Below are 26,978 nucleotides of genomic sequence, written 5' to 3' on the forward strand. Positions count from 1 at the left end.
AATCAATATTATAAGGGCAAACTTCTTAATCCACTTTCTTAAGCGGATACTCATCATTCCCTGGATTAATGTTTGCTATTGACTCTCCTGAGATTATATACTGCTTATCATTTTTTTGAATGTATATAATTCCAAGTTCATTATACTTTTTATTGAATACTATTTTAATTTTATCCTCAGCTATATTTTCTGCCTTAAGATTTTTATACAATTCTGGTTTTTCTCCATCACCAATATAAACAATGGCAATATCGTCTAGACTTTTTATGTCTATTGAAAAACTGGTTACCAGTTCATCTTTATTTGTTCTCTTAAAAGTGTATTTCCCTGACCAAGAATTAGCTTCTCTCCTATTTTCAGATCTGGTTTTAGAACTTATGATTTTCCCTTCAGGGGTAATTTTATAACCCTCATTCAGCTTTTTATAAATTTTGGAAAACCGCATTTCAAAAATACTTATGGTTAAATCTTTATTGATTACAAACGATTTGGCAGTGTAATTGGCATCTTCTGGAACTTCACCGTCTGCTTCAATCGCAATAAGCTGTTTCGAAATCAGTTCTTTACCTTTTACATTTAGAATCAAATGATCTAAGAAATAATCCTCTTTTTCATCTCGAATATTTACAAGATAAGTCTGAAATGGCAATCCTCCATTATCTATTTTATAAACAACATTAGGATTGTTTTTATTGATTTTTGAATGAATGATATTCGTTATTGATTTTAATTCGTTTTCTTTTACTCGCGGATACTTTTCATTGCATTTTGCATTTTCTTCCAAATAACATTCTTCCATATATTTATAATAATCAAATGGCAACGCTAATAAAGATTCTTGCTCCAAAAGATTTTTATTACTGATTAATTCACAGACAACAGTTCCATTTTTACTTGAAATAATCACGGTATTATTTTCGTATTTAGCCGTAATTATCGATTCTTCATTATTTTCTTTTTTGCTGTACTCAGTTCGTTTTATAATTTTAATTACCCTGTTTTGATTATCGTATTCATTAACAATGCTTTCAGTACGATTGTAGTTTTCTCCCACAAAATATTTTTTCTCAAATAGTAGGACAAAACTTTTCGGATTATAAACCGTTTTTATTTCTTTTCGAACATTGTAACTTCCAAATTCCAAATAGGTTTCAATCATCGTATTGTTTTTATACGCATATTTTGCATTGTCTTTTTTAGCATAAGAAGCTGTATCCTCTTTCTGAATTTTTTCCCAATCTTTCTTATACTGGAAAAATGTATTCAAATTGGTTTTCTTATAAACAGAACCTTCAATATTTTCGATTAGACTGTATTTATCTTTAAAATTCAAAAACTTATTGGCTCTAAAAACTTCGTATGCTTCTGTAGAAAGTTTTTCTTTTTTAGATGGAGAATAAATCTGAGATTCCTGCGAAATACATCTAACCGCAGATGATAAAAACATAAAAAAGATTAATATAACACGCATATTTTTTTTGAAATATTTACTTGAATATAATTTACTATTCAAATTAAAGAATTAATTCTCATATGAATATTCATACACTTCACTTAATTCATTATTAGAGTTGTAATTGTAAATCATTCTAGCACAGCCATTAGAATCATTTAACGAAACTGTTTTCGATAAAATCTTATCTTTTTCTTTCGATATAAAAATATCCTTGTTACCCTCGGAATATCGTATATTCTCAGAAAGTAATGCATTGTCCTTTATACTGTAAATTTTCATTTTAGAATAAAAATCTTCCTGCTGATTTTTATATTCATAAACCAGTTTCTGCGTTGCATTAACCTCTTTTACAATTCTTCCCAAATCGTCATATTCAAAGAAACTGATCGCAACCACATCTCCGCTCCCATTTACTGTTTCACTCTTTGCACACTGAAATTTGTCATTCAAATGAAACACTTTGGCAATCATCACATTTTTTTCATCAACTGAAATGATGCTGAACTGTTTTTTGCCATATTTAAAAACATCCTTAGATTTTTCTCCCTTTTCATTTCTTCGCACTATACTGTCAATCAAATGATATGAATTTCTATAATACAGATCGTCGGAATACAAAACGCCATTAATAATGGTCGAGTATTGTTTAATTTGTCCGTTTTTATCATACAGCGTTTCTAACTGCATAAAACTTTTTGCAGTTTTGGAACTGTCTTTATACGCTTTTGCAGTTACCTTTCCCTTAGAACATTTAAAAAAAGCATTTGGTTTGGGATAATAAGAAACATTTGAATTTTGTATCAAATTATGAGCATAGTTTTGATCCACTTTAAATTTTGATTTTAATTCTTTTTCTGATTCTTTCTGCCTTTCCGCGATTTCTGCTTTTCGCAATTTGCTATAATACACTTTGTCATTAAAGGGAACTTTAAAATACGATTCGTAGGTTTCAATATACTTATCCGGATTGGTTACAAGAATCGGCTTATCGACACCATTGGACAATATCATTCCCGATTTTAGCTTGTAATCTTGGTTATTGAAATAATAGTAGCCATAATTCCTAAACTCGATTACGCAATCTTCCTTGACATGAAACACATGCACATCCTGGATGGTGTCAAAAGCTTCAGCAAATCTTTGGTAGATATTTAAATGCTTTTCTAAACCACTTCCCTGATTGTGGTCGAAGAATACCAAACTCACATCGTCTTTATGGTTAATTTCATAAAGCATTGCCTCGGGTTCGGGATTATCAGTTAGTATTTTTTTAGAACATGCGGTCAATAAAAGTAAACAGAGCACCGCGCCGATTAAATTGCTTTTAGCTTTCAAATTCTTATTGTTTTATCTTTTTTAAGACAAATTTGAAAAATATAAGCATACGGATTTGAACTGATATAAATCCGTATGCTGTAATTGAATATTCGTAAAGATTTTTAATAAATCCGTACGGGCGTCTTTAGTTTTTAAGAGGAAGTGTCAGTAAAACTATAGTTCCGTTGTCATTGGAAGTAATTTCTATATTGGTTTTGATTTTGTTTTCTCTAGCCAAAATCTCCAAACGTTCTCGGGCTATAGTCCCCGATAAAGACTGATGATCGGAATCAACATTCGATTTATCCTGATAACCTTTTCCGTTATCTGTAATTTTCACCACGATCTGATTTTCTTCCACGGCGATTTCCAGTGTTATCAATCCTTTATCAGAAAGATTTCCTATTCCATGAATAATAGCGTTTTCGACAAAGGGCTGAATCAGCATTGGAGGTATCAATAAAGCAGAAGTATCCGTATCGGGTACGATTATGTTGTAGGTAAACGTATATTCAAAGCGCATCTGCTGCAAACTCAGATAGTTTTCTATTGCTTCGATTTCTTGGTCGAGAGGCACATAATTTTTACGGCTTAATTCTAAACTGCTTCTCAACAATCGGCTAAACTGACTTAAATATTTTATAGATTTTTCTTTTTCGTCAAATCTGATAAAACTTTGCAGTGCAGACAAAGTATTAAAAATAAAATGCGGTTCCATTTGCGTTCTCAGCAATTGCTGCTGCAATAAAATTTTCTCTTTTTCCTGCTTTTGCCTTTTCTGCCTTTGGAAAAAATAAAGCAAAAATATCCACGAAATGGCCAATAATGATAATAACCCCACAATAAGCAACAGTAATTGATTTCGTTCAAGACGATTCTCTGTATTATCAATAGCCTTATTTAATCCATGAATAGACCTGTCTTTGGCCTGAAGTTCATAAATCGTAGCCATTTCTTCTGTAGCCTGAATACCCGAATTCCTGAGAATGTTATCTTTAAGCGCCAATATCTCATCTGCTTCTTCTAGAGCTTTTTCTTTATTTCCTTTCGCAAAATAATAATGCATTTTGGCTTTTTTGTTCAGACATTTTTCATAATAAGACAACAGCTGCAAATGCTGGCTTTCAATCTTATCAGCTTGTTTAATTAAGTTTTCTGCCTCAGGAAAACGTTTGGTATGAACATACAGATCGATTAGGTTGGCAATAGTCGTATACAGATTTTTAATCATGACAGGACTCTCAGGACTTGCCAATAAACCTTCTTCATCATATCCTCTAACCAAATTGTAATGATGTATCGCCTTATCGTACTGATTGTTTAGCAAATAATAATGTGCCATATGCTCATTAGTAAATCTAACCTGCATCGGCTCATTTGTTTTTGATGAAATCTGTTTGAGTTTTTTAATGTAAAAAAGAAGCGAATCTGGCTTATAAATATTGCTTTCTTCACAGGCGGTAAACAATTGCGAATAAGCCCTAAAATTATATTTGTAATTATCCTCAGGCAATCCTTTTAAAATTTTTAAGGCCAGCTGATTCTGTTCGATTGATTTTTGATATTGGCTGATTTTATTATTATCCTGAGCTGCATTTAGCAAACAGATAACTTTTGCCATTGGTTTGCACTTTAGCGAATCGTCATTCATAATGATTGCCGCAGATTTATTGAAATAATAAACCGACTGATAAAACTTTCCTTCAAGTTCTGAAATTAAACCCGCTCCATTATAAATCGTAAATTTTAGCGCATTGAATTCTTTTTCTTTTTCTACCAAACCTAAAGCAAAATTGATATGCTGTTTGACACTGTCAATGTCTTTTTTTACTAGGTTTTTTGCCAGATTGTAATGTATGAATGCTAAAGCCGAACCTGTTTTTGAGAAATCTTTTTCTTTGAGTTTGCCTGACCAGAAAGCCAGTTTATCTGCTTCTGGATTTTGATCTAAACTATCGCTGATTACCTGCAATGATTCCAGCATTTTTTCTGGATGAATCGACACTTTTTCAGATTTATGCTGACAAGAAATAACAGTCAGCAGCAAAAAAAGTAATGTTTTTTTCATTATCTCAAAGGATTTAAATGATTTATCACAAACTCTTTTCTGCGAGTCGCTACAGGAATTTCGGAGTTATTTTTCATGACAAGGATGCCTGTTTTCATATACTTATCTATAAAATCTTTGTTGACAATATAAGACTGATGGGTTTTTATGAAAAAGTCCTCAGGAAGAATATCTTCGTAATACTTTAAGGGTTTAGAAGCCGTTACTACTTTCTTGTTTTCCAAATGAATTTGAGTATAAGATCCTTCGCCAGACAAATGTACAATGTCATTGAGACGAACAATTTGCATACAGTCTAAAGATGTGATGCAAATTCTGGAACTCATATCGATCGTTCTTGAACTATATTCCTTCACAAGATTAATCTGATTCAAATAATCGGTCTGTTTTACCTTTTTGATTTTTTGTATCGCTGCTACAAATTCATCATTATCTATAGGCTTTAAAAGATAGTCCAACGCACCATACTTAATGGCTTTTATTGCAAAATGATTGTAAGCGGTAATAAAAATAATATGAAAAGAATTCACTTCTATTTGATTCAAAATATCGAAAGCCGTACCATCTGTAAGCTGAATATCCATCAAAATCAAATCGATTTCTGTATTTTTTAAGATTTGTACTGATTCGTTTACTGAACCTGCCATCGCTTCAAGTTTTAGAGAATCTTCTTGCGAGACTAACCATTGCAACTCTTTTCTAATTGCTGGTTCGTCTTCTATTATTAAGGTTCGTATTTTGTTCATATTTAGGAAATAACAGTTTTACAAATTGAAATTTTAAACCAGATAAAAAAAGCGGTAGGAAACTGTCTCTTTACAAAGATCAAAATTTGCAGTACGAATATATAATTTTTTATTTCAATGTTTTAAATGCTATACTTTCGATATATTTTTTTATTTCTCTGTAAGTGATTTTTCCTTTAGTCCAAGCACACACAAAAAGTAATTTGAGTGCACATTTAAAAAAGAACATTGCAAATCTCCTCAGAATTTCAACGAATTTATATTAGCTAAAATCAGTAAATCTTTTATTTTCATTTTTGTACTATCCGTTTACTATTTTATTTAAGAATCATGATTTATAAAAAATTTATTCTTCTTTCGAGCTTTTTTCTTTTTGTACATGTTTTACAAAAACAGCAATCTTTGGTTTCATATTCCGATGCCAATCAGGAAATTGCTGGAATTCATGTTTTGACATCTTGCGAAAACTCTAGGTTTAAAATTAAAATCGAAAAGAACGCTGGAGAATATTCATTTTTAATTTTCGATAGGAATAAAATCATTTCAAAAGGTAAGGTTGGAAAACATAATGAAGATGATACTCTTTATTTAAACTTTGGAAAAATTGGCGGCATATATGATACCGATACAATACAAATTCAGAAGTACGGAAATGCAATGAACGAATATGTGCATTTTACGCAATGCGGTGAAAAGTATCTCACATTTATAAAATCCAAATAATAATCTCCAATGATAAAGTTTTTTACATATATTTTTTTAATATTCATCTTTTTATCTGGCAGTTCGTCAATTGAAAAGAATAAAAACTTAGAAATTAAAATCGATTGGCAGAAAAACCTATCAGGCGATTTTTCATTTGCAAAAAATTGGGAATATCCAGAAGGAGTTTATCAAAATGATTTTGGGCAATTAAGCTGTGATGGACTTTGTCCGACGGAAACAGAGAGGATGAAAGATGAGAATGGAAAAATTTATAAAGATTCTTTGGCAAAATTCTATCAGCTTGTAGATACCACTCACCTATTTCATTCGATTAAATCTAAAACCAACATTTATGAATGGGCAGGTGCAAATTTTATAAGCGTTAAAAGAATCAGTAGAGATACGATTTATTGTTTTACCAATAAAAATATCGCAACTCATAGCAGTTTGATTCTGAAAATAACAAAGGATAAATGTATTCCTGAAATCGAGTTAAATAGCATTTCGGTTTCAATAGGAAAGCAAATATATGCTTGCAAAAAAGGTGTTATTACAATTGACAGGGATTTATGGCATAATGGAATTCTAAAAGCAAAATTTGACTTTATTTTTGAACATCCCGAAAACCCAGATAAACCGCTGTTTTGGAAAGGCAAAATCTATTCGCAAATTAATGAGAATGAAAAATAACATTTATTATATTTAGAAATCCAAATCATTTATACATGAGAAACAATCCATTCCTAACCGTTATTTTATTGTTCTGCATAGAAATCGTGCTGTATTATTATATGGATTATATAAATTTAATATCAAACTCTTCTGCCTATAGAGGCGCACTTATGCCATTATTCTGCTTTACAGTTCCTGCAATTTCAGTTTTAATTTCGATATTTTTCACCAATATTCCGTATAAAAAAGAATTCAAATGCTTTTCTATATTTCTAGTAATTGTTTCAATTATGGTATTTGCAGTGTTATCATATTTAGGAGCTTTAGCAAAAGCATATCAACATTAATAGAACGACCATGAATAATACAAAACTCGATTATATCAACATTTTCTTGGCTGTAATTCTGGTTGCCGTAATCGCCCTTTATTTTGCCACAAGATTTAAAAATAAAGAGCAAGACAAAATGTTTTGGAATGCTGAAATTCATAGCAGTTTAGAAAATCCAACAGCAGAAAATTCAAATATCATTCAAATTATAGATGCCACTTTTTATAATACTTTCAACGATTCTAAAAGTGAAATCGATTCTGAATCAAAACGAGTAACCAGCGCTAAAAGTGACAATTCTATTTTTTTCAAAATCTGGCAGGAGGAGCTTTTACCCGATTCTCTTAAACTAAAATATTTCTCTGTAGACGAACGCAAATTTTATCAGCTTCAAACTCTGGTTCCTTATAAAAAAATGAAAAATTTGGTTACCGAAAAAGATGTGGTTCCTATTTTAATTTTAGAAGTGCAGCCTAAAGGCAAAATCCTTTTGAAAATAATTCCTAAAGAAAATACAGAACCTCAGCTTTTAGAAACATTTATGGCTAAAGAAATCGCAGGAAAGTTGGATATGCTAGTTTATGAAGAATCTTTAGGCGAAAAATACAATCGTTTTGAAAGCATTGAAAATATAACCGATTATGCTGATTTACTTCAAAATCAATACAAATGGTCTTCAAAAGTTGAAATGGAAGAACATGATGTGTTAGCAAGTTTTTATGCATATTCATTTAAAGACGACAGAACAGAACTTTCAGAAAATGCAGATGCTGCTGCAATTCGCAGCATTCCAAAAATATTTTATATCTATTGGGAGGATAAAAAGAAAAAGAAATATAATATTCAATATGAATTGTCTCCTATTGAAGTTTTAAGTGCTTTCAGAAAATTAAATGAAGGGGTTTCTTCAAGCGATATAAAATTCACTTTTAAGGTATACAAAAACGCTTACGCCGAATGTGAAATGTCTAAAAATGGCATCATCATTCCATTAAAAGATTTATATCCTTATAAACCCTAACTTTTTATTCAAAAGCTTCTTTTTAAACTAATTGGGTTTCCTAAACGTATTTTAAGAAAATCAAACACCAACTGCACTTTTTAAACTTCTGTTTGTGCAGTAAACATCTTATTCTCATTTTTTTAATATTTTTTTTACAGAAAATATTTTTTATGGCTAAAAAAACCATGAAAATATATTTTCAGGACTTTATTGCACCCAAAAATGTATTTTATTTCTCCTTCTAAAAATCATTATTAGTCAATTTTGCACACGAAGTTACTGAAGACCTCCACTTGACAGGTGTCATAAGCAATTTCCAAAACTAACTATTCAATTAACCAAATTACCAACCAAAATGACAAATTTTATCAGGATTAAAATGGGTCCTAATGGGGTATCTGGATTTAGTTTGAAAACAAAATTGATGCTATTCTGCATTTTGTTTTCTCTATCGCAAGTCCACGGATATACCCTTAGTTCTAAAGGTGCGGCGAAATCGCAAAATGTTCAACAACAAAAAAACATCACTGGACAGGTCAATGATGAAAATGGTATGCCACTTCCAGGTGTTACCATTTTGGAAAAAGGAAGTAAAAATGCTGCCCTAACAGATTTTGACGGAAAATTTTCTTTAAAAGTAGAAAATGAAAATGCTGTATTAGTATTCTCTTTTTTGGGGTATACCAATACTGAAGTTTCTGTAAAAGGAAAAACTATCGTAAATGTAAAAATGCAAAGGACAACGGCTTCGTTGGAGGAAGTTGTAGTTGTAGGATACGGTAAAATGAAGAAAAAAGATTTAACAGGAGCAGTTGTTCAAGTTTCTCCTGATAGATTAGTTAACCAAAATCCGCAGACCGTTCAGGATATCTTAAGAGGAACTCCTGGTGTGCGAGTAGGTTATGATCCTTCTGCAAAAGGAGGCGGGAATATACAAATTCGAGGGCAGACTTCTGTATATACAGCGGGTGGTCATAATTCACCTCTTATTATCTTAGACGGAATGCAGTTTTATGGTGAGCTATCAGAAATCAACCCTGACGATATTGCCCAACTTGATATTCTAAAAGATGCTTCGGCAGCATCTGTTTACGGATCGAGAGCAGCGGCGGGGGTTATTCTTATTTCAACCAAAAAAGGAAAAACAGGTAAGCCTATGGTAAGTTTTTCTACCAACACAACGATTAGCAATAAAAGTGCTTATCGCAAAGTGTATTCTCCAGAAGGCTACTTAAAATACCGTGAAGATTGGGAAACTGCTCAAACCTATGGTGTCAACACAGCAACAGGACAATACGAAGCATTTATTGCCGGAACAGTGGCTAATGGAAAACCAGGGTATTTTTCAAATCCAAATGATTTGAGTAAATGGGGCATTACTGAAGCGCAATGGTTAGCTTATCAGCCAGCCTCTCAAACAAATGGAAAAAGCAGTAAAGAAGTTTGGGGAGCACGTTTAGGATTGAATTTTGATCCATCACTAATGGCAAATTTCTTAGCTAATAAAACACATGACTGGAGCAATAGTTCTTTTAGAACAGGGATTAATCATGATAACAATTTAAGTATTTCAGGTGCAGCTGACAGAGTAAATTATTATGTTTCTTTTGGTTATTTAAAATCAGAAGGAGCTATTGTTGGGAACGATTATAAAGCCGCTCGCTCCAACATGAAAGTTGACGCTAAAGTTACAGATTGGCTTGACCTTGGAGTAAACGTTAATTTTCAAGATCGATCAGATGGAGATGTTACGCCTTCTTTAGGTACAAATGCTGGAGATAATAATATGATGAGAACAAGTCCGTTTGGAACCTTCATCGATGCAAATGGCAATTATGAGAGACAGCCTATGGGAAAAAATGTTTCTGGACAAAATTATAACTATTACTACGAGCGTCAATTTATTGATAAAGAGACAGGATATACAACATTGAATACTATTTTCAATGCTAAAGTAACTTTGCCTTTAGGTATCACCTATGCATTCAATATTGCTCCTCGTTACCAGTTTTTTCACGATCGTTATTTTAGATCAACGCAGAATCCAAACTGGCCTGCAGCTACCACAGGGGTAAATAGAAATAACTCAACAAGATTTGATTACAACTTGAATAATACCATTACATGGGATTATACGATTGCACAAAAACATCACATTATTGCCACTTTTGTTCAGGAAGCAGAAGAACGCCGTTTTTGGTCAGACGGAATGGATGCCTATAATATTCAGCCATCAGATGCATTAGGTTTTCACCTTGTTAATACAGCAACAATGGCGAATAGTGCACTTAGATCAAACGATACACATGAAACCGCAAATGCATTAATGGCGAGACTTTTCTATTCGTTTGATAATCGTTATATGCTGACAGCAACGGTACGTCGTGATGGATATTCGGCATTTGGGGCTTCAAATCCTTACGCAGTTTTCCCTTCTTTTGGTGTTGCTTGGAACTTTAAAAATGAGAAATGGTTTAACTGGGAACCTATGAGCACTGGTAAACTTCGTTTGTCTTGGGGTAAAAACGGAAATAGATCGCTTGCAGATCCGTATGTTTCTTTGGCAAACTTAGTCAATACTGGAACTATGGGCTATTTAGATGCTTCTGGAAAAGCACTTGAAATAAAGTATTTAGCACTTGACCGTATGGCAAATCCAAACTTGGAATGGGAAAAAACTACCTCAACAAATATTGGGCTTGATTTAGGATTCTTGCGTGATCGAATCACTGCTACATTAGATTTTTACAAAGCATCTACTCATGATATGATTATGAGCCAATCTTTGCCAGGTTTTACTGGATTTTCAACAATTGCTACCAACCTTGGAGAAGTTCAAAATCAAGGTTTTGAATTGAGCCTTAACACACTAAACATGAAAAAACCAAATTTTGAATGGCGTACTTCATTTGGAATATCTTACAACGAAAACAAAATTGTCTCATTATATGGAAACATGGTAGATATTAAAGATGATAATGGAAATGTAATCGGGAAAAAAGAAGGAAATGATTCTGCTAATGGATGGTTTATTGGAAGACCAATCTTCCAAATCTGGGATTATAGAGTAACTGGAATCTGGCAGAAAGATGAATGGAAAGAAGCTCAAAAATACGGACAGCGCCCTGGAGATCCAAAAGTAGCTAACAGTTATACAGCAGATGATATCGATGCGGTAGACTCAGATGGTAAACCATACAAAAAAGCAGTTTATAATGAAAAAGACAAACAGTTTTTAGGAAACTCAAATCCACCAGTACAATGGATGTTGCGTAATGATTTTAAGATTTATAAAAATTGGGATTTAGGTATTAGTATGTATGCTAATATGGGGGGCAAATCGCTGAATTCAAATTATATGAATACTTTCAACGATGCGAGTTTATATAAATTCAATTTTAACCCATACGTGAATCCATATTGGACATTAGATAACCCAACTAATGACTGGGCACGTCTTGATGCTAAAGGGCCTGCCGGAACTCCAGTTGCACCGGGAAGATTGTATGACCGTAGTTTTATTCGTCTAGATAATATTTCGCTTGCCTACACGCTTCCTAAAGATCTTATGGATAAAGTGCATATTAAGAGTATAAAAATATATGCTTCAGTTCAAAACGTAGCGACATGGGCTGCTTCTAAAGAATGGAAATATTTTGGAGATCCAGAAACAGGAGGATTGGCTACGAGACAGTTTAATTTAGGTTTTAATTTCCAACTTTAAAATTATACAACAATGAAAAAATATATAAAAAATAGCATTTCAAGGCTAGTGCCCTTTTTTTAGCATTGGCAGTGCTTTCTAGCTCTTGTTCAAAAGATTTTCTGGAAGCAGATCCGCTTTCGTTCTATGAACCTGAAACTACATTCTCTACAGAAGCTGGGTTACAGGCAACTTTAGCACTTTGCGATAAGCAGCTGCGTAATAATTATATCCACTTTGGTTATTCTGGTGTTAGCGTGCCAATTGGTACCGAGTATCTTTTCTCTGATATGGCCCAATATGGAAAAACAGACACGGGTAGCAATATTGCCGATTATGCTAATACTATTGTTCCTACTGGAGATTTTAGAAGAGATGCTGGTGGAGAACATATTTATCTTGGGTTCATGTGGACAGAAGCGTATACAGGAATTAAAAATGCAAATACTGTATTAACCTATATTGATAAAGTAACAAGTTTATCAGAGGAAGTTAAACGAAAATATATTGGTCAAGCATATTTCCACAGATCTTATCGTTATCTTAATTTGGTATATCAATTTGGAGACATCCCGTTGATTACTAAAATTTTAGAAGTTCCAAAACAGAGTTATTATTCTACTAAAAAAGAAGCCATCATAGAAATGATTACAGCAGATATGGAAAAAGCTGTAGAATGGGTTCCAGAACAAGCTAAAATTGGATATGTTGGAATGGTAAGCAAAGGCGCTTGCCGTCAGCTGTTGATTAAATGTTATTTAGCATCAGGCAAATTTGCTGAAGCTGAAGCGCAAGCTAATATTTTGATTAACCAGTCAGGCTATGCATTGGTGCAAGGCAATTTAGGAATTTTTGATCCAGGAGGAAATCCTACCGCATGGCCCATTACAAGAAATGTGATTTGGGATTTACATAGACCAGAAAACAAAGTGATTAGCGCTAATACTGAGGCCATATTGGTGGCTCCAAATGGAGGTGCGCAATCGTTTTTAGCCTTTTCATCCATGAGAATTTTTGGTCCAAACTGGAATGATGCCAATTTAATTACTCCCGACGGAAAAACTGCAGCACCTCGTTTTCCGTTGACTGATAAAACAAATTATAATGCAAAGTATGATTATCAAAGAGCAATTGGACGTGGAATTGGTACAATCAGCGGTTCTTATTACTCACAACATCCAATGTGGGTTGTGAATGGCGTTGAGGACAAAATCGATCTTAGGCATAACAGTACTGTCGGTAACTGGGTAAATATGGAAGATCTTAAATATGCATCTGGAGCTGGCGGAAGCGCGACATGGGCAGGTCAAAATTTCAGAATGAGGGATGCATCTGGAAAATTGTTAGCACAAGATTCTATTCGTGACTGGTTTGATTTCCCACATTATAAAATCTTTTATCATGATGTCGTGGCCGAAGCAAATCCAGCAGCAAATGATTTTCAAGGAGCTACTGCAGGAGCAAGTGCACACATGTATATCTATCGTTTAGCCGAAACCTATTTATTGCGCGCTGAAGCACGTTTTTATCAAGGCAATGTTTCTGGAGCGGCTCAGGACGTAAATGTGGTAAGAGCTAGAGCAAAAGCTTCGCAAATGTATACTACAGTAACGATTGGTGATATCTGCGCAGAAAGAGGAAGAGAACTTTATATGGAAGAATGGAGAAATGTAGAATTAAAACGTATTTCGCACTGTTTGGCTCTAAGCGGAAAAGCAGATGAATGGGGAAATACGTATAGCAAAGATACTTGGGATAAACAATCAGGAAAAGATGCAACTGGCGGAAGCTACTGGTGGCAGCGCATTGTACATTACACGCTTTACAACAAATATCCAGCTGGAATTTCTCTTAAACCAGGCGTAAAGTTTTATTCTATGGACAAGCGTAATAATTACTGGCCAATTCCATATAGACTGGCTATAGAGCCGAATATTAAAGGTCAGTTAAGCCAAAATTTTGGTTATGATGGTTATGATGCAGGAGTAAAAGTTTGGGATAAATGGCAAGATGCCGTTGCCGACGAAAGCAAAATTTAATTTTTATAAAAGATTAGAAGATAGAAACGAGTTAAAGTTCATTTAACTCGTTTTTATTTTAAATGAATTGTGATTTTTGCCTGCGCATTTACATTAAAATAGCATCGAAAAGCCTTTGGTATATTTTATAAACAAATCAATTGCAAGCAGAATAATTATAACTAGTACAAAAGCTATAAAGTATGTCAATCTTTGAGCTTTTTTATCAAATTCAAAAGTTTTGGGATTAATAAAACTATCAGCATAAACAGCAGGCGAAATTTTTATATGTGGGCAAAATAAAACAGCACCTTGCAGAAAATGAGCAATTAGCTGATATTTATTTTTCGGAACATAAGACAATCCATTTTCAGCTGTTGAAAAATGAATAGGAACTTTGACTCCGTTCTTAAAACCAAAAATATATCCTGGCGAATATTTTGTTCCAACTTTCCGATCAATATCACTTACGTAATCCTCTTTGCTCTTCTCGAGTTCTTTATATAAAACACTGTGAACCGAACCATCAGCTTGTTGATGATGAAGACCATCTTGATCTACAGAAATCAAAATGACTTTTTTTTGCTTTTTATGGAGGTAATTTTTATACAGTAACCAACTGCCCCAAAGCAGCAAAGGGAAATAGATAAGATTGAAAATCATTTCTCCTTTAGACAAAGGGCTATTATGCTCCAATTGGAGAGCTAATGGAATTCCAACAAATAAAGCAATCATTGCGATGCATAAAAGTGCAAACAGTATATAAATTACTACGGTAACGACAGTATTGCGCTCAGAGCACATTTTTGGAAAGTTTTCTTTACTGTAAACCATTAAGTTTGAAATACTAAAAAAATTGAATTATGCCTAACTTCTGCTCATGAAGATAAATTTTATACTAAAAAGGATAATAATTCCATTTCTGATGAAATAGAATATATTTAATCTACTTATTTTTTAGTTTTATAAACTTTATAAAATACAAAAAGAATACCCAGCCAAATTGGAATTAATTCTACAGATAACTTCATATCCGTCATCCACATGATAAATAAAATACCCAACAAAAAAATAAAACAGATGTAATTGCTTATCGGATAAAATATCGATGCAAACTTAGTTTTTGTGTTTTCCTTGTCTTTTGCACGTCTAAATTGTAGATGGGTATATGATATCATAACCCAGTTAATCACTAAACAAGAAACGACCAAAGACATTAAAATGCCAAAAGCTTCTTCTGGCATTACTTTGTTTATTAAAATACAGATAGCCGCAAAACACGAAGAAATTAAAATCGCATTAATTGGCACTGAATGTTTGTTTAGCTTCTTCAAAAATTTAGGAGCACTGCCCTGATCTGCTAAACCAAACAACATACGTGAATTGCTGTATACACTACTATTATACACAGACAAAGCGGCAGTTAATACAATCAAATTAAGCACATTAGCAATAAGGCTTGTAAAATATATTTTGTTGCCAAACAACTCAAATTCCATTCCGTTTAGATTTTGAAAAACCATAACAAACGGACTGCTATCTGTAGTGATTTGTTTCCAAGGTGACAAAGCAAACAAAATTACCAAAGCCCCAACATAAAATATAAGAATTCTATAGATAACCTGATTGGTCGCTTTTGGAATGTTTTTTTCTGGATTTTCTGCCTCAGCTGCAGTAATTCCAATTAATTCTAAACCTCCAAAGGAGAACATAATTAATGCCATTGCAGCTAATAAACCTTGAAAACTGCCATTTGAAGTTTTTTCAAAAATGCCTTTTGGAAAGAATCCTCCATCGTTATACAAATTATGAATCGTAGCCTGCTCTCCTCCTGTTCCACTTACGAGCAAGTACGTTCCAAAAAGTATCATAGCAATAATTGCAACAACTTTTATAATAGAAAACCAAAATTCGGTTTCTCCGTACACTTTTACCGAGGCAAAATTCAAAGCATTAATAACCAGAAAGAAAAATAAACTGGATGCCCACAGCGGAATTTCAGGCCACCAAAACTGCACATAAACCCCGATGGCTGTAAGTTCAGCCATGCTAACTAAGATGTATAAAATCCAATAATTCCAACCTGATGCAAAACCTGCAAAAGAACCACAATATTTATAGGCAAAATAGCTAAAGCTTCCTGAAACAGGTTCTTCAACAACCATTTCACCAAGTTGTCTCATAATAAAAAAGGCTATAATTCCAGCAATAGCATATCCTAAGATAACAGATGGCCCTGCTAATACAGCCGCTGGACCAATGCCCAAAAAAAGGCCTGTTCCTATTGATCCGCCTAAAGCAATTAACTGAATGTGACGGTTAGTCAGCCCACGTTTAAGCTGATTCTCTTCTGCGGCTTCATGATTTTTTTCCACAAATTAGGTTTTAAAGGAGTTAAATGTTTTTCAGAAATCTATAAAAAGCGAAGATAGGTTAAAAAAGGAATCGTACAAAGCTATACTCAAAATTGTATCACGCCTATCAATTCTAAGAAATTTTGAAACTTCTTTTTTTTGTTTTAAGCAAACTGCAATACAGGATTCGGAAAAAGAATTAAAATCAAAAAAAAGACAGATATCAAAATATCTGTCTTCATGATTAACAATCATATTTAGCGCAAAAACAAAAGCCTTGGAAGTTCCCAAGGCTTTTGTTAAAATGTTTTTATGCTGACTATTATTTACTGAAATCGTAGCTTAGCGAAGCGCCAAGACCAAATTGAAATGTTGATGCATAATCAGTGACTGCTACTGGACCCCAGTAGTAATCCCAATAGTAATCATATCCAACAGCTGCTGACATAGACTGCAAATAGGCATGAAGATTAATCGATACCGGCGAATCGGTTTTTATTTTCACACCGCCTTTAATCTCCCAAGCAAAATAAGTCCCGTTGCCGCTTTTTGGCGTTTCAAGAATTGACACCCCTAAACCTGCACCAAGAAAAGGAAGCGCTTTCTGGGAGCTTGAGCCAAAATAATACGTATAATCTGCCAGTATGTAATTGATAGCGCCTTTATCATCGCCCGCATTAACTTGGGTTCCAGGAGCAATAGCACCATTGTTTAAAGGCACTTTTGTATACAAAGGCATGTGTGTATCGAGCCTGTTATACTTCAACTCGATTGAAGCATTATCCATTATAAAATATTCCAGACCTGCTCCCCACTCAAAACCATCTTCCACCTTTCCGTAAGATGAATCGAAATCTACTCTATCGGAAAAGGTATACCCTCCATAGAGGTTAAGCAGAAATGATTGGCTGCTTTGCGCTGAAAGCACCAGTGAAAAGAAAAACAAGGTAACTAATAAATGATACTTTTTCATAATTTCTAATTTTTTAATTTGTTCATGGCTAATTTCTTTTCAAAGTTATCTTACAGAATTGATTTTCAGCTAAAATACAAGACCAAACATGTTTCAAATTATAAAATGAAACCAACTTATTGGTCATTTCTAAAAAAATCACGCACAAAAAAGACCAGACATCCTAGACATCTGGTCTTGCCATTACCTCTTCATAAATCAATCTCGTTTTAAAGCCTTCAGGTTGTAATTACTATCTAACGATCTCCAAATTCCTTACGACTGTAAAAAGTATCGTCATCGGCGTCATACCCTACACTTGGATCATTATCAGGATAGTACGACCTTAGCACTGCCCTTTCGTAATTTCGGTCAAATCGCTGCTGAGTATTGAAACGGCCTGTTCTTCTGAATGTGTCATATCCGATTCCACTTGCCATAACAGTCTTCGTATCTTTATTAATATTCACCGAACCAATTGGTATGATCAAATGGCTGTCTCCGTCACGGTACATAAATTCCTTTTCATTTCCATCTGCTATATTTTCATGCACCTCTCGCTGGCTGTCCTCAATTAAGGTTTTATCGGCTTTTACATCTAGATACACCACACGCTGCATATCTTTGTTCACCCATAGATTGTCAATAGTTCCTATTGTACGATTGTCCGCATCAACTATCTTCCATCCCCTGACATCAGAATAGTCAGAAGCTACTTTATAGTCGGAAAGCTCATCAAGCCTGTATAAATTTCTGTCTTTATTTTCCATGTTTTTGTTGCTTTTATAATTAATTTCCAATGGTATCCGCTGGAGTAACATTTTCGATTTCTGTTCTATTCGGATCCTGCATCTGATCGTCCCTTAAAAAGACGTAATATACAATCGCACCAATCAAAAGCAGGGCTATAATCCATGGCCAGATAGGCTTCTTCTTTTCAATTTTAATTTCTGCCATAACTTTAATATTTATTATTGATATTCATTTTTTTTAACTTCATCATAAAGTTACAAACCGTAAAAAATCATAAAGTATTTAATTTCAAGCAGATGTTATAGAATTCCCAGTAGATTGAAAAACTTTAAATTTTCTCTTTGCATTAGATGTTGATTTATAATCTAAAAAATCATTTTATAGGGTTTCTCTTAAAAAACACGTATTACTACCTGATGGCAATTTCAAACGTCATCTTACATTTGTTATGATTTAATAATCGAATATTTACAGATAATATTCCTGCTCCAAATGTTTCTAAACAAAAGCTATTGTTATATTCTTCTGAAATAAACTATTATTAAATCCCCATTTCTATACTCCTATCCTATTGAAATGCTGCTATAAAAGGCATGAATATTCAATAGCATCAAAAAACTCTGCGCCAAAACATCTGTATGCAAGATTTCCAGTTCAGCTACTGGTGAATTCCATGTGGATTTATTTCATTTTTTAAGTTAGAAAAATCAAAAAACAAATCAATTCTTCAGCTACTATGAAAAACACGGTAAATTTCTTTTTAAATGGGAAACCAACGATTATAGAAAATCCTTCTCCCGATTTACTTTTAATTGATTATTTAAGATCTCCCGAAGTAGCGCTCTGCGGACCAAAGAAACCATGTGGACAAGGGGGCTGTGGCGGATGTACAGTTATCTTGTCAGAATGGGATAATCAGGAAAAGAAACCCAACCATCTGGCAATAAACTCCTGCCTTAGACCAGTATGTTCTATAGGAGGACTTTCTATTACCACTATCGAAGGAACAGGAGCAGCCCGTAAGCCCGATCCAGAGCATTTTGTCCAAAAAACCAGCTCAACACGCATGCCTGCTCCGTTAGGCGAAGATTATTCTCCTGTATTAGAAGAGGCTGAAAAACAAGCTGAAGAAAAACATCTTGCTGTTCTAAAAAAAGTTGCCCGAGCCACTAAAGATGGATCCAGTGCTGCTGACATAAAACTTATAAAGAATATTTCTGATTTTCCATCTGAAGAGACGCATACAGGAATAAACCCAGTCGCATATCAATTGGCGCTTAATAACGGCAGCCAATGTGGTTACTGTAGCGTAGGATTTGTGATGAATATGTCAGAATTCATAATTAATAACAAAAAAGCAACCAAAAAAGAAATCGAACAAGCCTTTGACGGTAATTTATGCCGATGCACAGGATATCGATCAATCCTTACGGGAATGAAAACTTTTGCTTCTGATTGGAGTAAGGATGATGAGGAAAAGAGGATGCCCTGCATGCTTGATCCTGTGGGTAAAGCTCAATTACCAGGCAAATTAGAAATACCTTTCCCAAAAGAAGCCCAAAATTCGGCTATAGGTGTTTCAACCAATCGATGGGCTGCTCCGACTACACTACAGGAACTCGCAGAAATTTTAAAAGAAAACCACGACGTTAGATTGGTACATGCAAATACCTCTTACGGAATTTATAAAAACGAGTATCTGCCAAGTACTTTTTACGCTGATATTCGCTTCATTCCCGAATTAAACGAGAGAAATAAAATAACTGAAGATCACATTCTGCTATCAGCCAGCACCACTTATAGCAGCTTTATTGAAATACTTTCTAAGTACATTGAAACTGGGCAAGACATTAAAAAGAAATCCCAATCGGATGTTACAGCACTTGAAGCATTAGACTATATGGCTCGCAGAACCGCTGGGCGAATAGTACGTAATGCTGCCACAATTGGCGGAAACACGATGCTAGTTCTAAAACATATTCCAAAAGGCACAGGCGAACCATTTCCGTCAGACCTTTTCACTGTCTTGTTTGCTTTAAATGTAAAAATCAGCTATTTCCAATTAGAGAAAAATGGCCAGTTTAAAGCGTATGCAAAAACGGCAGAAGAACTTTTAGAAGCAATAAAAACAGATTCAAAACTTGCTGATACTATTGTTCTTAGTTCATATGAAATTCCGTTAAAAGACTCTCATGCTAATGTATTTGCTCAAAAAGTGGCACTTCGTGAAGTAAACGCTCACAGTATTGTCAATGCTACGACCAGCTTCAAAATTAGCGATCAGTATATTACGGAGTCGGCAGTAATTGCACTTGGAGGTATTGCTCCTTATCCGTGGAGAGCAACAGAAACTGAAAAAGCGATGATAAATAAAAAGCTAGAGCTTAAAGACGCTGCTACACTTTCAGCAATTCTGGCAAAAGAAGTGCGAAAAGAACTAGATCTTCAGGACGAACGCATGAAAGAAGTTCCGAATGAAGATTTCACGAAGGAATACCGAACACAATTAGCCGTATCCTTTTTTTACAAATCAATCATTAACGCTTTAGTTGCTAAAGGAGCTAAAATTCCAGAAAACCTGATTTCTTCGGCAGAAAACAAATGGAACAAATGGCCTGCAAGTGATGGCGTTCAAAAATATAAAACACAAGATTACAAAGCGCCAGTGGCACAGCCTTATATCAAAGTTACGGCCATGTACCAAACTTCAGGACAGATTCATTACACACATGAGCTTCCAGTGCCTCCTCAAACTTTAAACGGAGCATTTGTACAAAGCCGAAAAGCCCTAATGAATTATTCTTTCGCAGTGAATGGCAAAAAAGTCGAAATTGAAGAATTACGAGTACATCTTAAAAAGGAGTTTCCTGCTTTTAGCGATATTATTACTCATGAAAACGTTAAAAACGGAGGCCGTAATTATCAGGGAATGGGAAATGACCAGCCGCTTTTTGCAGAAGAATTAGTGAGTTATGTTGGTCAATCTATTGCTATGGTACTTGCCTCAAACGAACAGGAAGCAATCAGAATTGCCGCGGAGGTTTCTGAAAAATATGTTCAATATACAAAACCTGGAACTCCTTGGACAGGAAAATGGAGTGAACCTATCTTCGATTTTCTTGAAGCAATAAAAAAAGAAAGCATCTTTCCCGATGCGCCTACTTCAACCCCGTTTATATCTCATATCTGGAAGATAACGCGACCAGGAAGCCAGTTTGATTGGGTGAAAGAACAGCCCACTAAAATTGAAACTCTAATACGTGAACAATCCATAACCGAAAGGAAAGAGAATGTAGACAATATCCCGTGTACGGTGGTTACTTCTTCACAGCTTTGTGGTGGACAAGCTCATTTTTATATGGAACCGCAAGCCTGTATTGCAACTCCTGTAGACGAAGGCCGAATAAAAGTGCAGCCATCTGTACAAAGTCCAGGCGGAATGCATGATACGGTTGCCTCGGCATTAGCCATGTACCATCACCAAGTAGAAATAAATGTTCCGCCCGTTGGAGGAGGATTTGGAGGAAAAACCGAACAAACGCGCTTTGTGGCTGGACCTGCTGCGGTTGCTGCGAAAGCGGTGAAAAAGCCTGTCAGAATAGCCATGCCACGTGACGAAGATACTGCCATGATAGGAAAACGCCACGCATATTATGGTGAATACGAAATTGCCGTAGATACTGGTGAATATAAACCTGAAAACAAAGGAATTCTTCACGGTTTCCAGCTTAAAATGTGGGGAGACGGCGGTGCTTTCTATGACTGTTCCTTCATCGTATCCAATTGCATCCAACTGCGCACAGATAATGCTTATAAAATTAAAAATTTCGAAAGCCAGATTGATGTATGCAGAACCAATACCGCTCCTAGCACAGCGATGCGTGCCTTTGGAGATGTACAAGGAAAAAATATTGTAGAAAATGCTATTGATGATGCCGCTGTTTCTATTGGCATGAGACCTGAAGATCTGCGTGAAAAAAATCTTTACGACCGTGGTGATGTGACTCCATTTGGTCAGGCGCTTACTTACTGCTATATGAAACAGGTATGGGCATACGCTAAAGAAGTTTCAAATTTTGAAGCTAAATATGCAGATGTCCAAAAATTCAATAAAGAAAACAAATGGTTTAAAAGAGGTATTTCTATGATTCCTGTAAAATATGGGTCAGGATATAATCTGCTTATGCTGGAACAATCAGCTGCTGTTGTGGCCATTAATCCAGCCGACGGAACCGTAGTAATCCATCAGGGAGGTGTTGAAATTGGACAAGGCTTAGTTACTCAAGCACAGCAGGTAGCTTCCTATGTCTTAGGTATTCCGATGGAGATGATTTTTATTGACAATGTAAATACAAGCATCACTCCGAATCCAACAAGTACGGGAGGTTCTACAGGAACTCCTTATTCATGCGAAGCCGTCAAACAAACCTGCGAGGAAATGCGATCTAGGCTTATGGAATTTGGCTATCAGATGCTAAATGAAAATGGCGAAGAATGGTGCAAAAATAAAAATATAGATTTTTGGAATTACGGCGCAGGTGAAAATAAAGGCTGGGCCAAAAAAATTGACCCAAAACAGGGAAATAAATCTATGATATGGCAAAACCTAATCAGTTTGGCCGCCTCTCAAAGGGTAAATCTTATTGCTACTTTTAATGCTAAAATAAAAGGTGGCGAAATACAGATCCCTGCCATGACATTTAAAACTGAAAAAGACCAGCCAAATATTCCAGGCATAGAACGTATAAAAGATGCTTCGCTTGGCGGAGGTGTTGATTCCTTTGTGGGCTTCACCTATTCTGTTGCCTGTTCTGTAACCGAAGTAGATATCCTTACTGGTGAAGTAAAAATCATCAGCTCTGATATTATTTATGATATGGGATGGAGTATGAATCCTGCTATTGACATAGGACAGATTGAAGGCGCTTTTGTTCAGGGAATCGGATATTTATTAACTGAAAAATTAGTATCAGAAACAGACGGTCCAGACATCGGAAGATTAAATTCAACCAATACATGGCGTTACAAAATTCCTGCTATAACTACAATTCCGTTAGAAATGAACACCTATCTTTTCCCAAAGGATGAAAAGTCTGTTCAAAGCATACCTGAAGATCCTAACCAGATATTTTCTGCCAAAGAAGTCGGCGAACCTCCTTTAGTGCTAGCCAACAGTGTCTTCTTTGCCATAAAAGATGCTATAAGAGCCTCAAGAGTAGAGCGTGGACTATCTCCACTATTTCGACTAGATGCCCCTGCTACTGTACAGGAAGTGCGCAGGGCTTGTGAGATTACTGAAAACAATTTAGCCAATACATAAACTATTAACCCAATCTTCAATTTATGAAACAATTAAGACCGCTTATTATAGCAATTTCAATTTTGTTTGCTTCCTGCGACAAAAAACGTGAAGAACCTGTTGCAGAAAAAAAGAATCTAGCCCTCGCTGCACTGGAACAGAAAAATTATGAAGAAGATGGTTTTCCCGACTTCGGTTACATGGTAAGCCCTCAAGAATATCGAGAAAAATATTCTGACCATCCTATTTTTCGTCTAAAAACAGATTTCCCAACTGAATTTCCAAAGGAAATGCCTAAATTTCTGGATATTGATTTTAAGAAAGAACCTTTAAAATATATAGAAGCTGTACGTGACTATGGTTTTGAGGGAAATACAGAGGAATGGGATCCATACAAAAACAAAGTGCGCAACTGGTACCATATTCCATGGCTTCATCCAAGTGTTGAAGGACCAAATGCTTACCCGCCAAACGGAGGTACAGAAGGTTTTCATGGTTTAATTAAAGAAGCGCCTCTGGGACCTCTACAGTTAGGACCAGGACTCAAAGGAATTGAGGGAGACTACTCGGTTTACGCCATTACCTTGATCAATGATAAAGCAGGTTATGCTATGGGTAAAATGTGGAAATCTCCTCAAAATCCTAATATAAAAGTATTGGATAAACGTTATGACAATGGCGGTTTCCCAACAGGGACTGTTTTTATCAAACTGCTTTTTACCGATGCTCCAAAAGGTACAGATTTCGTAGATTATCTTGTAAATCCCCTTACTTGGAAAGCTTATATAACCGAAAATTTCTGGAAATCAGACAAAAGAGTAGTTTCTGATGTGCACCTTCTGCAAATGGATATTTCTGTGCGTGATCCTAGAGCAGACAGAAGCCCTAGCAATCCTCAAGGAACTGGATGGGTATTTGGAACTTTCTGCTACAATGGTAAGCTAAACAAGAAAAACAAATTGATGAATCTTGTGCCTGTTGGGCTTACATGGGGGAATGATCCTGAAAACAAGATTAATAAAACTTCACCTTATCCGCCAATTAAGACTGAAGTAAACAAGGATTTGAAAGAAACGGTAATTTTCGAAAGTCCAAATCTGCCTCCTCAGCATCTTGGATGGAACGGAAGATTAGACGGTCCTGCTGATCTTAATACAGTTTCATGCATGTCATGCCATAATGCAGCTCAATATCCTGCAGTGACATCTCTTGTACCGCCTAATGCTGCTCCAGACGGAGGCGTAAACCCACCTGTTGGAGGAGGAGGTAAAGTATGGATGGAGTGGTTTCAGAATATAGAATGCGGAACTTCTATGGACCCGAATGTATATTCAACAGATTTCTCTTTCCAAGTCGCTATTGCCTTAGAAAATTTCTTTACTGCTAAGGCTGCTTCAGAAAACGGAAAATTTGCATCACAATACAAAGCTGTTCATGTGCCTATACGCCGTGGAGATATTGCACCTAACAAATAATTTCACACTCCAAAATTAAATCTTACCTGTCCTATTTTATGGCAGGTAAGATTTAATAACTGTGTACATTCACTTAAAATATTTTCCCGCTATTTGGCTGTGCTGATTTAGTGTCTCAAATGAAATCCTATCAATTTTAAAAGTTCATCTTTACAACAATAACATTTATTCTATAGATCAAAAAAAACACATTTGACAGGCTCATAAACATAATCAAACTATTTAATTATACCGACCTGGTTAAAAATTAATCTTTATATTTGATAATTAAATTAATAGAATGAGCGAAGAAACAAAAGCATATGCCTTAATAACTGGTGCAAGCAAAGGAATTGGAAAATCTATTGCTTACGAGTTGGCCAAACAGGGCTATCCGTTACTGCTTGTTGCAAGAAGTGGTGAGGAATTAAAGACGCTATCTGATGATCTTCATGCAAAATACGGCACTATTGCTCCTATCTTTCCTATTGATCTTTCGATAAAAGAGGCATCCCTGAAAGTAGTTGATTGGATAAAAATGAATAATTATCCCGTTGGTATTTTAGTAAACAACGCTGGTTATGGTGTATGGGGCGATTTTAGCCATTCTCCTCTCAGCGATCAGCTTGGCATGATGCAGCTTAACATGAATGCAGTGGTAGAACTGTCGCATTTATTGATGCCTATCCTTTCAAAAGAAAAACAAGCCTACATTTTAAACATATGCAGTACGGCTGCGTATCAAGCTGTACCAACACTTGCAATTTATTCTGCCACAAAAGCATTTATCTTGTCCTTTACTCGTGCTCTTCGTTTCGAACTTGCTAAAACTTCAATATCAGTAACCTGTTTCAGTCCAGGCCCTGTCGATACAGGCTTTGCTGCAAGAGCGGGTTTAAGCGCTTTAAACAAAATGGCTGAAAAGTTTAATATGCAGCCTGATAAAGTGGCAAAAATGGCAGTAAAAGCCATGTTCGGAAAAAAATCAGAAGTTATTCCTGGTTTTACAAATATCATTTCTGTTTATGCTAACCGTATACTACCGAAAGCATTTATCGAAAAAACAGCAGCTGGGATTTATAAAATTTAATTTTTTCAAAAAAAATAAAAAAAAATCATTGTAAAAGAAAAATTATATTATCTTCGCATTAAATCTCTACTAATTCGATAGAATATGTCTAGTAAAAGAAATATGTTTAATTTTCCTAAAAGCCAAATGCACGCAAACACGCGAATGTGTTGTTGTTGCTGTTGTAGCTGTTGCTAAACTTTTAGATAAAATTTCAAACACTATTTTTCATTTATTAAATATATTTATCATGGTCTCTTCATATAAAACATTTACCCTAGCTAATCAATTAACTGCTGAACAAATCAACTTTTTTAACCAATATGGTTTTATCCATTTCAAAAATTTTATAACCCCAGAAACCGTTTCATCAATCATTGATGCTTCAAAAGAAGTAGAACAAAAATGGATTGACAATGATCTTCAAAAAGTAAACGGCGTTCCAATTAAATATGGTAAAGATTTAGACGGCTCTCCTATTGTGCAGCGCTTTGCCTTTATCAATCAGCACCATCAAACATTAAGTGGCCTTCTACTTGATCCAAGATTTAATAGCTTGTTGCAATTGGCAGGCGATGGCGCAAGATTAGGCACTGAAGAAAAAGATGGAATGGTTTTCAATCATTATATCAATGGACCTGAAAGCAAGTTTACCAAGATGGGCTGGCATACAGATGGCTTGAGGGATATTTTTTATGGTACAAAATTAAATCCCATGTTAAATGTGGGCATTCATTTAAGCTCTTTAAAACCTGAAAACGGTGGTCTTAAAATCATTCCAGGTACGCACAAACAGAGTATTTACCAAATGCTTTTTCGCAAAAAATACTTTTTAGACCATAAAGAAGATCCAGACGAAGTTTCAATAATTCCAGAAGCTGGAGATTTAACCATCCACGACGGGCGTTTGTGGCACAGAGTTGCGGAATCATCTATCCGAGGCGAAGAAAGCAGAAGAAGAGTTATTTATATTCCCATTATAGCAGGAAAATATGCTCCTAAAAATGAGAACAGCCCAACGGTTTTCTATCAACGTTTTGCGGGAATTGTTAAGTAATATGCTGTTTGTTATTGCATTTA

Annotated in this window: 19 protein-coding genes; 10 read left to right on the forward strand and 9 right to left on the reverse strand. The window is 35.0% G+C overall.

Annotated features, from left to right (window positions below):
- Positions 1–25: 25 nt before the first annotated feature.
- The 4 genes from FF52_RS23805 to FF52_RS22420 all read right to left on the reverse strand — a co-directional run bounded on the left by FF52_RS23805 (position 26) and on the right by FF52_RS22420 (position 5,587).
- Positions 26–1,447 (reverse strand): hypothetical protein, encoded by a 1,422-nt coding sequence (locus FF52_RS23805; RefSeq protein WP_052017614.1) that lies wholly within the window; start codon positions 1,445–1,447, stop codon positions 26–28.
- 75 nt (positions 1,448–1,522) lie between these two features.
- The gene (locus tag FF52_RS22410) at positions 1,523–2,791 is read right to left on the reverse strand and encodes a hypothetical protein (RefSeq protein WP_008469190.1); all 1,269 of its coding nucleotides are present in this window, start codon (positions 2,789–2,791) and stop codon (positions 1,523–1,525) included.
- Positions 2,792–2,918: 127 nt separating this feature from the next.
- Entirely contained in the window at positions 2,919–4,841 is a 1,923-nt protein-coding gene (locus tag FF52_RS22415; protein WP_008469191.1) for a histidine kinase, read from the reverse strand.
- The gene (locus FF52_RS22420) at positions 4,841–5,587 is read right to left on the reverse strand and encodes a LytR/AlgR family response regulator transcription factor (protein WP_008469192.1); all 747 of its coding nucleotides are present in this window, start codon (positions 5,585–5,587) and stop codon (positions 4,841–4,843) included. The genes FF52_RS22415 and FF52_RS22420 overlap by 1 nt, the downstream gene beginning before the upstream one ends.
- Before the next feature lie 330 nt (positions 5,588–5,917).
- Between FF52_RS22420 and FF52_RS22425 the strand changes: the two genes are divergently transcribed.
- The 6 genes from FF52_RS22425 to FF52_RS22450 all read left to right on the forward strand — a co-directional run bounded on the left by FF52_RS22425 (position 5,918) and on the right by FF52_RS22450 (position 14,038).
- On the forward strand, positions 5,918–6,310 hold the full coding sequence (locus FF52_RS22425) for a hypothetical protein (protein ID WP_008469193.1): 393 nt from the start codon (positions 5,918–5,920) through the stop codon (positions 6,308–6,310).
- A gap of 9 nt (positions 6,311–6,319) precedes the next feature.
- Positions 6,320–6,982, forward strand: a complete 663-nt coding sequence (locus FF52_RS22430) for a hypothetical protein (protein WP_008469194.1) — start codon at positions 6,320–6,322, stop codon at positions 6,980–6,982.
- 35 nt (positions 6,983–7,017) lie between these two features.
- On the forward strand, positions 7,018–7,311 hold the full coding sequence (locus tag FF52_RS22435; protein WP_008469196.1) for a hypothetical protein: 294 nt from the start codon (positions 7,018–7,020) through the stop codon (positions 7,309–7,311).
- Between the two features lie 10 nt (positions 7,312–7,321).
- Positions 7,322–8,314 (forward strand): hypothetical protein, encoded by a 993-nt coding sequence (locus FF52_RS22440; protein WP_008469197.1) that lies wholly within the window; start codon positions 7,322–7,324, stop codon positions 8,312–8,314.
- A gap of 337 nt (positions 8,315–8,651) precedes the next feature.
- A complete protein-coding gene (locus FF52_RS22445; protein ID WP_008469198.1) occupies positions 8,652–12,020 on the forward strand; it encodes a SusC/RagA family TonB-linked outer membrane protein in 3,369 nt (1,122 codons plus the stop codon).
- Between the two features lie 71 nt (positions 12,021–12,091).
- Positions 12,092–14,038, forward strand: a complete 1,947-nt coding sequence (locus FF52_RS22450) for a RagB/SusD family nutrient uptake outer membrane protein (protein ID WP_237718570.1) — start codon at positions 12,092–12,094, stop codon at positions 14,036–14,038.
- Positions 14,039–14,131: 93 nt separating this feature from the next.
- Here the strand turns inward: FF52_RS22450 and FF52_RS22455 are convergent, their stop codons facing one another.
- The 5 genes from FF52_RS22455 to FF52_RS23705 form a co-directional block, all read right to left on the reverse strand.
- Positions 14,132–14,851 (reverse strand): hypothetical protein, encoded by a 720-nt coding sequence (locus FF52_RS22455; RefSeq protein ID WP_008469200.1) that lies wholly within the window; start codon positions 14,849–14,851, stop codon positions 14,132–14,134.
- Between the two features lie 116 nt (positions 14,852–14,967).
- Positions 14,968–16,392 carry an amino acid permease gene (locus FF52_RS22460; RefSeq protein ID WP_008469201.1) on the reverse strand — a complete coding sequence of 475 codons (1,425 nt, stop codon included), beginning with the start codon at positions 16,390–16,392 and terminating at the stop codon, positions 14,968–14,970.
- A 301-nt stretch (positions 16,393–16,693) separates the two neighbouring features.
- Complete coding sequence (locus FF52_RS22470) at positions 16,694–17,344, reverse strand: outer membrane beta-barrel protein (RefSeq protein ID WP_008469204.1); 651 nt, start codon at positions 17,342–17,344, stop codon at positions 16,694–16,696.
- A 236-nt stretch (positions 17,345–17,580) separates the two neighbouring features.
- Entirely contained in the window at positions 17,581–18,144 is a 564-nt protein-coding gene (locus FF52_RS22475; RefSeq protein WP_236940355.1) for a PRC-barrel domain-containing protein, read from the reverse strand.
- Positions 18,113–18,280: a hypothetical protein gene (locus tag FF52_RS23705; protein ID WP_008469206.1), complete on the reverse strand. Its 168-nt coding sequence runs from the start codon at positions 18,278–18,280 to the stop codon at positions 18,113–18,115. The genes FF52_RS22475 and FF52_RS23705 overlap by 32 nt, the downstream gene beginning before the upstream one ends.
- A 532-nt stretch (positions 18,281–18,812) precedes the next feature.
- On the opposite strand from FF52_RS23705, the gene FF52_RS22480 reads away from it, so the two are divergent.
- The 4 genes from FF52_RS22480 (at position 18,813) to FF52_RS22495 (ending at position 26,955) form a co-directional block, all read left to right on the forward strand.
- Complete coding sequence (locus tag FF52_RS22480; RefSeq protein ID WP_008469207.1) at positions 18,813–23,396, forward strand: molybdopterin cofactor-binding domain-containing protein; 4,584 nt, start codon at positions 18,813–18,815, stop codon at positions 23,394–23,396.
- A gap of 23 nt (positions 23,397–23,419) precedes the next feature.
- The gene (locus FF52_RS22485; protein WP_008469208.1) at positions 23,420–24,850 is read left to right on the forward strand and encodes a hypothetical protein; all 1,431 of its coding nucleotides are present in this window, start codon (positions 23,420–23,422) and stop codon (positions 24,848–24,850) included.
- A gap of 280 nt (positions 24,851–25,130) precedes the next feature.
- Positions 25,131–25,919 carry an SDR family NAD(P)-dependent oxidoreductase gene (locus tag FF52_RS22490; RefSeq protein WP_008469210.1) on the forward strand — a complete coding sequence of 263 codons (789 nt, stop codon included), beginning with the start codon at positions 25,131–25,133 and terminating at the stop codon, positions 25,917–25,919.
- A gap of 229 nt (positions 25,920–26,148) precedes the next feature.
- Positions 26,149–26,955, forward strand: a complete 807-nt coding sequence (locus tag FF52_RS22495; protein ID WP_008469212.1) for a phytanoyl-CoA dioxygenase family protein — start codon at positions 26,149–26,151, stop codon at positions 26,953–26,955.
- Positions 26,956–26,978 lie beyond the last annotated feature (23 nt).

The sequence above is a fragment of the Flavobacterium sp. F52 genome (assembly GCF_000278705.1).
GTDB classification, from domain to species: domain Bacteria; phylum Bacteroidota; class Bacteroidia; order Flavobacteriales; family Flavobacteriaceae; genus Flavobacterium; species Flavobacterium anhuiense.

Excerpts from the sequence above, each read along its gene's own strand:
- FF52_RS22485 (WP_008469208.1), top strand. The coding sequence starts at position 23,420 with ATGAAACAATTAAGACCGCTTATTATAGCAATTTCAATTTTGTTTGCT.
- FF52_RS22480 (WP_008469207.1), top strand. The coding sequence starts at position 18,813 with ATGAAAAACACGGTAAATTTCTTTTTAAATGGGAAACCAACGATTATA.
- FF52_RS22445 (WP_008469198.1), top strand. The coding sequence starts at position 8,652 with ATGACAAATTTTATCAGGATTAAAATGGGTCCTAATGGGGTATCTGGA.
- FF52_RS22430 (WP_008469194.1), top strand. The coding sequence starts at position 6,320 with ATGATAAAGTTTTTTACATATATTTTTTTAATATTCATCTTTTTATCT.
- FF52_RS23705 (WP_008469206.1), bottom strand. The coding sequence starts at position 18,280 with ATGGCAGAAATTAAAATTGAAAAGAAGAAGCCTATCTGGCCATGGATT.
- FF52_RS22420 (WP_008469192.1), bottom strand. The coding sequence starts at position 5,587 with ATGAACAAAATACGAACCTTAATAATAGAAGACGAACCAGCAATTAGA.
- FF52_RS22435 (WP_008469196.1), top strand. The coding sequence starts at position 7,018 with ATGAGAAACAATCCATTCCTAACCGTTATTTTATTGTTCTGCATAGAA.
- FF52_RS22490 (WP_008469210.1), top strand. The coding sequence starts at position 25,131 with ATGAGCGAAGAAACAAAAGCATATGCCTTAATAACTGGTGCAAGCAAA.
- FF52_RS22425 (WP_008469193.1), top strand. The coding sequence starts at position 5,918 with ATGATTTATAAAAAATTTATTCTTCTTTCGAGCTTTTTTCTTTTTGTA.
- FF52_RS23805 (WP_052017614.1), bottom strand. The coding sequence starts at position 1,447 with ATGTTTTTATCATCTGCGGTTAGATGTATTTCGCAGGAATCTCAGATT.
- FF52_RS22475 (WP_236940355.1), bottom strand. The coding sequence starts at position 18,144 with ATGTTACTCCAGCGGATACCATTGGAAATTAATTATAAAAGCAACAAA.
- FF52_RS22470 (WP_008469204.1), bottom strand. The coding sequence starts at position 17,344 with ATGAAAAAGTATCATTTATTAGTTACCTTGTTTTTCTTTTCACTGGTG.
- FF52_RS22495 (WP_008469212.1), top strand. The coding sequence starts at position 26,149 with ATGGTCTCTTCATATAAAACATTTACCCTAGCTAATCAATTAACTGCT.
- FF52_RS22455 (WP_008469200.1), bottom strand. The coding sequence starts at position 14,851 with ATGGTTTACAGTAAAGAAAACTTTCCAAAAATGTGCTCTGAGCGCAAT.
- FF52_RS22440 (WP_008469197.1), top strand. The coding sequence starts at position 7,322 with ATGAATAATACAAAACTCGATTATATCAACATTTTCTTGGCTGTAATT.
- FF52_RS22415 (WP_008469191.1), bottom strand. The coding sequence starts at position 4,841 with ATGAAAAAAACATTACTTTTTTTGCTGCTGACTGTTATTTCTTGTCAG.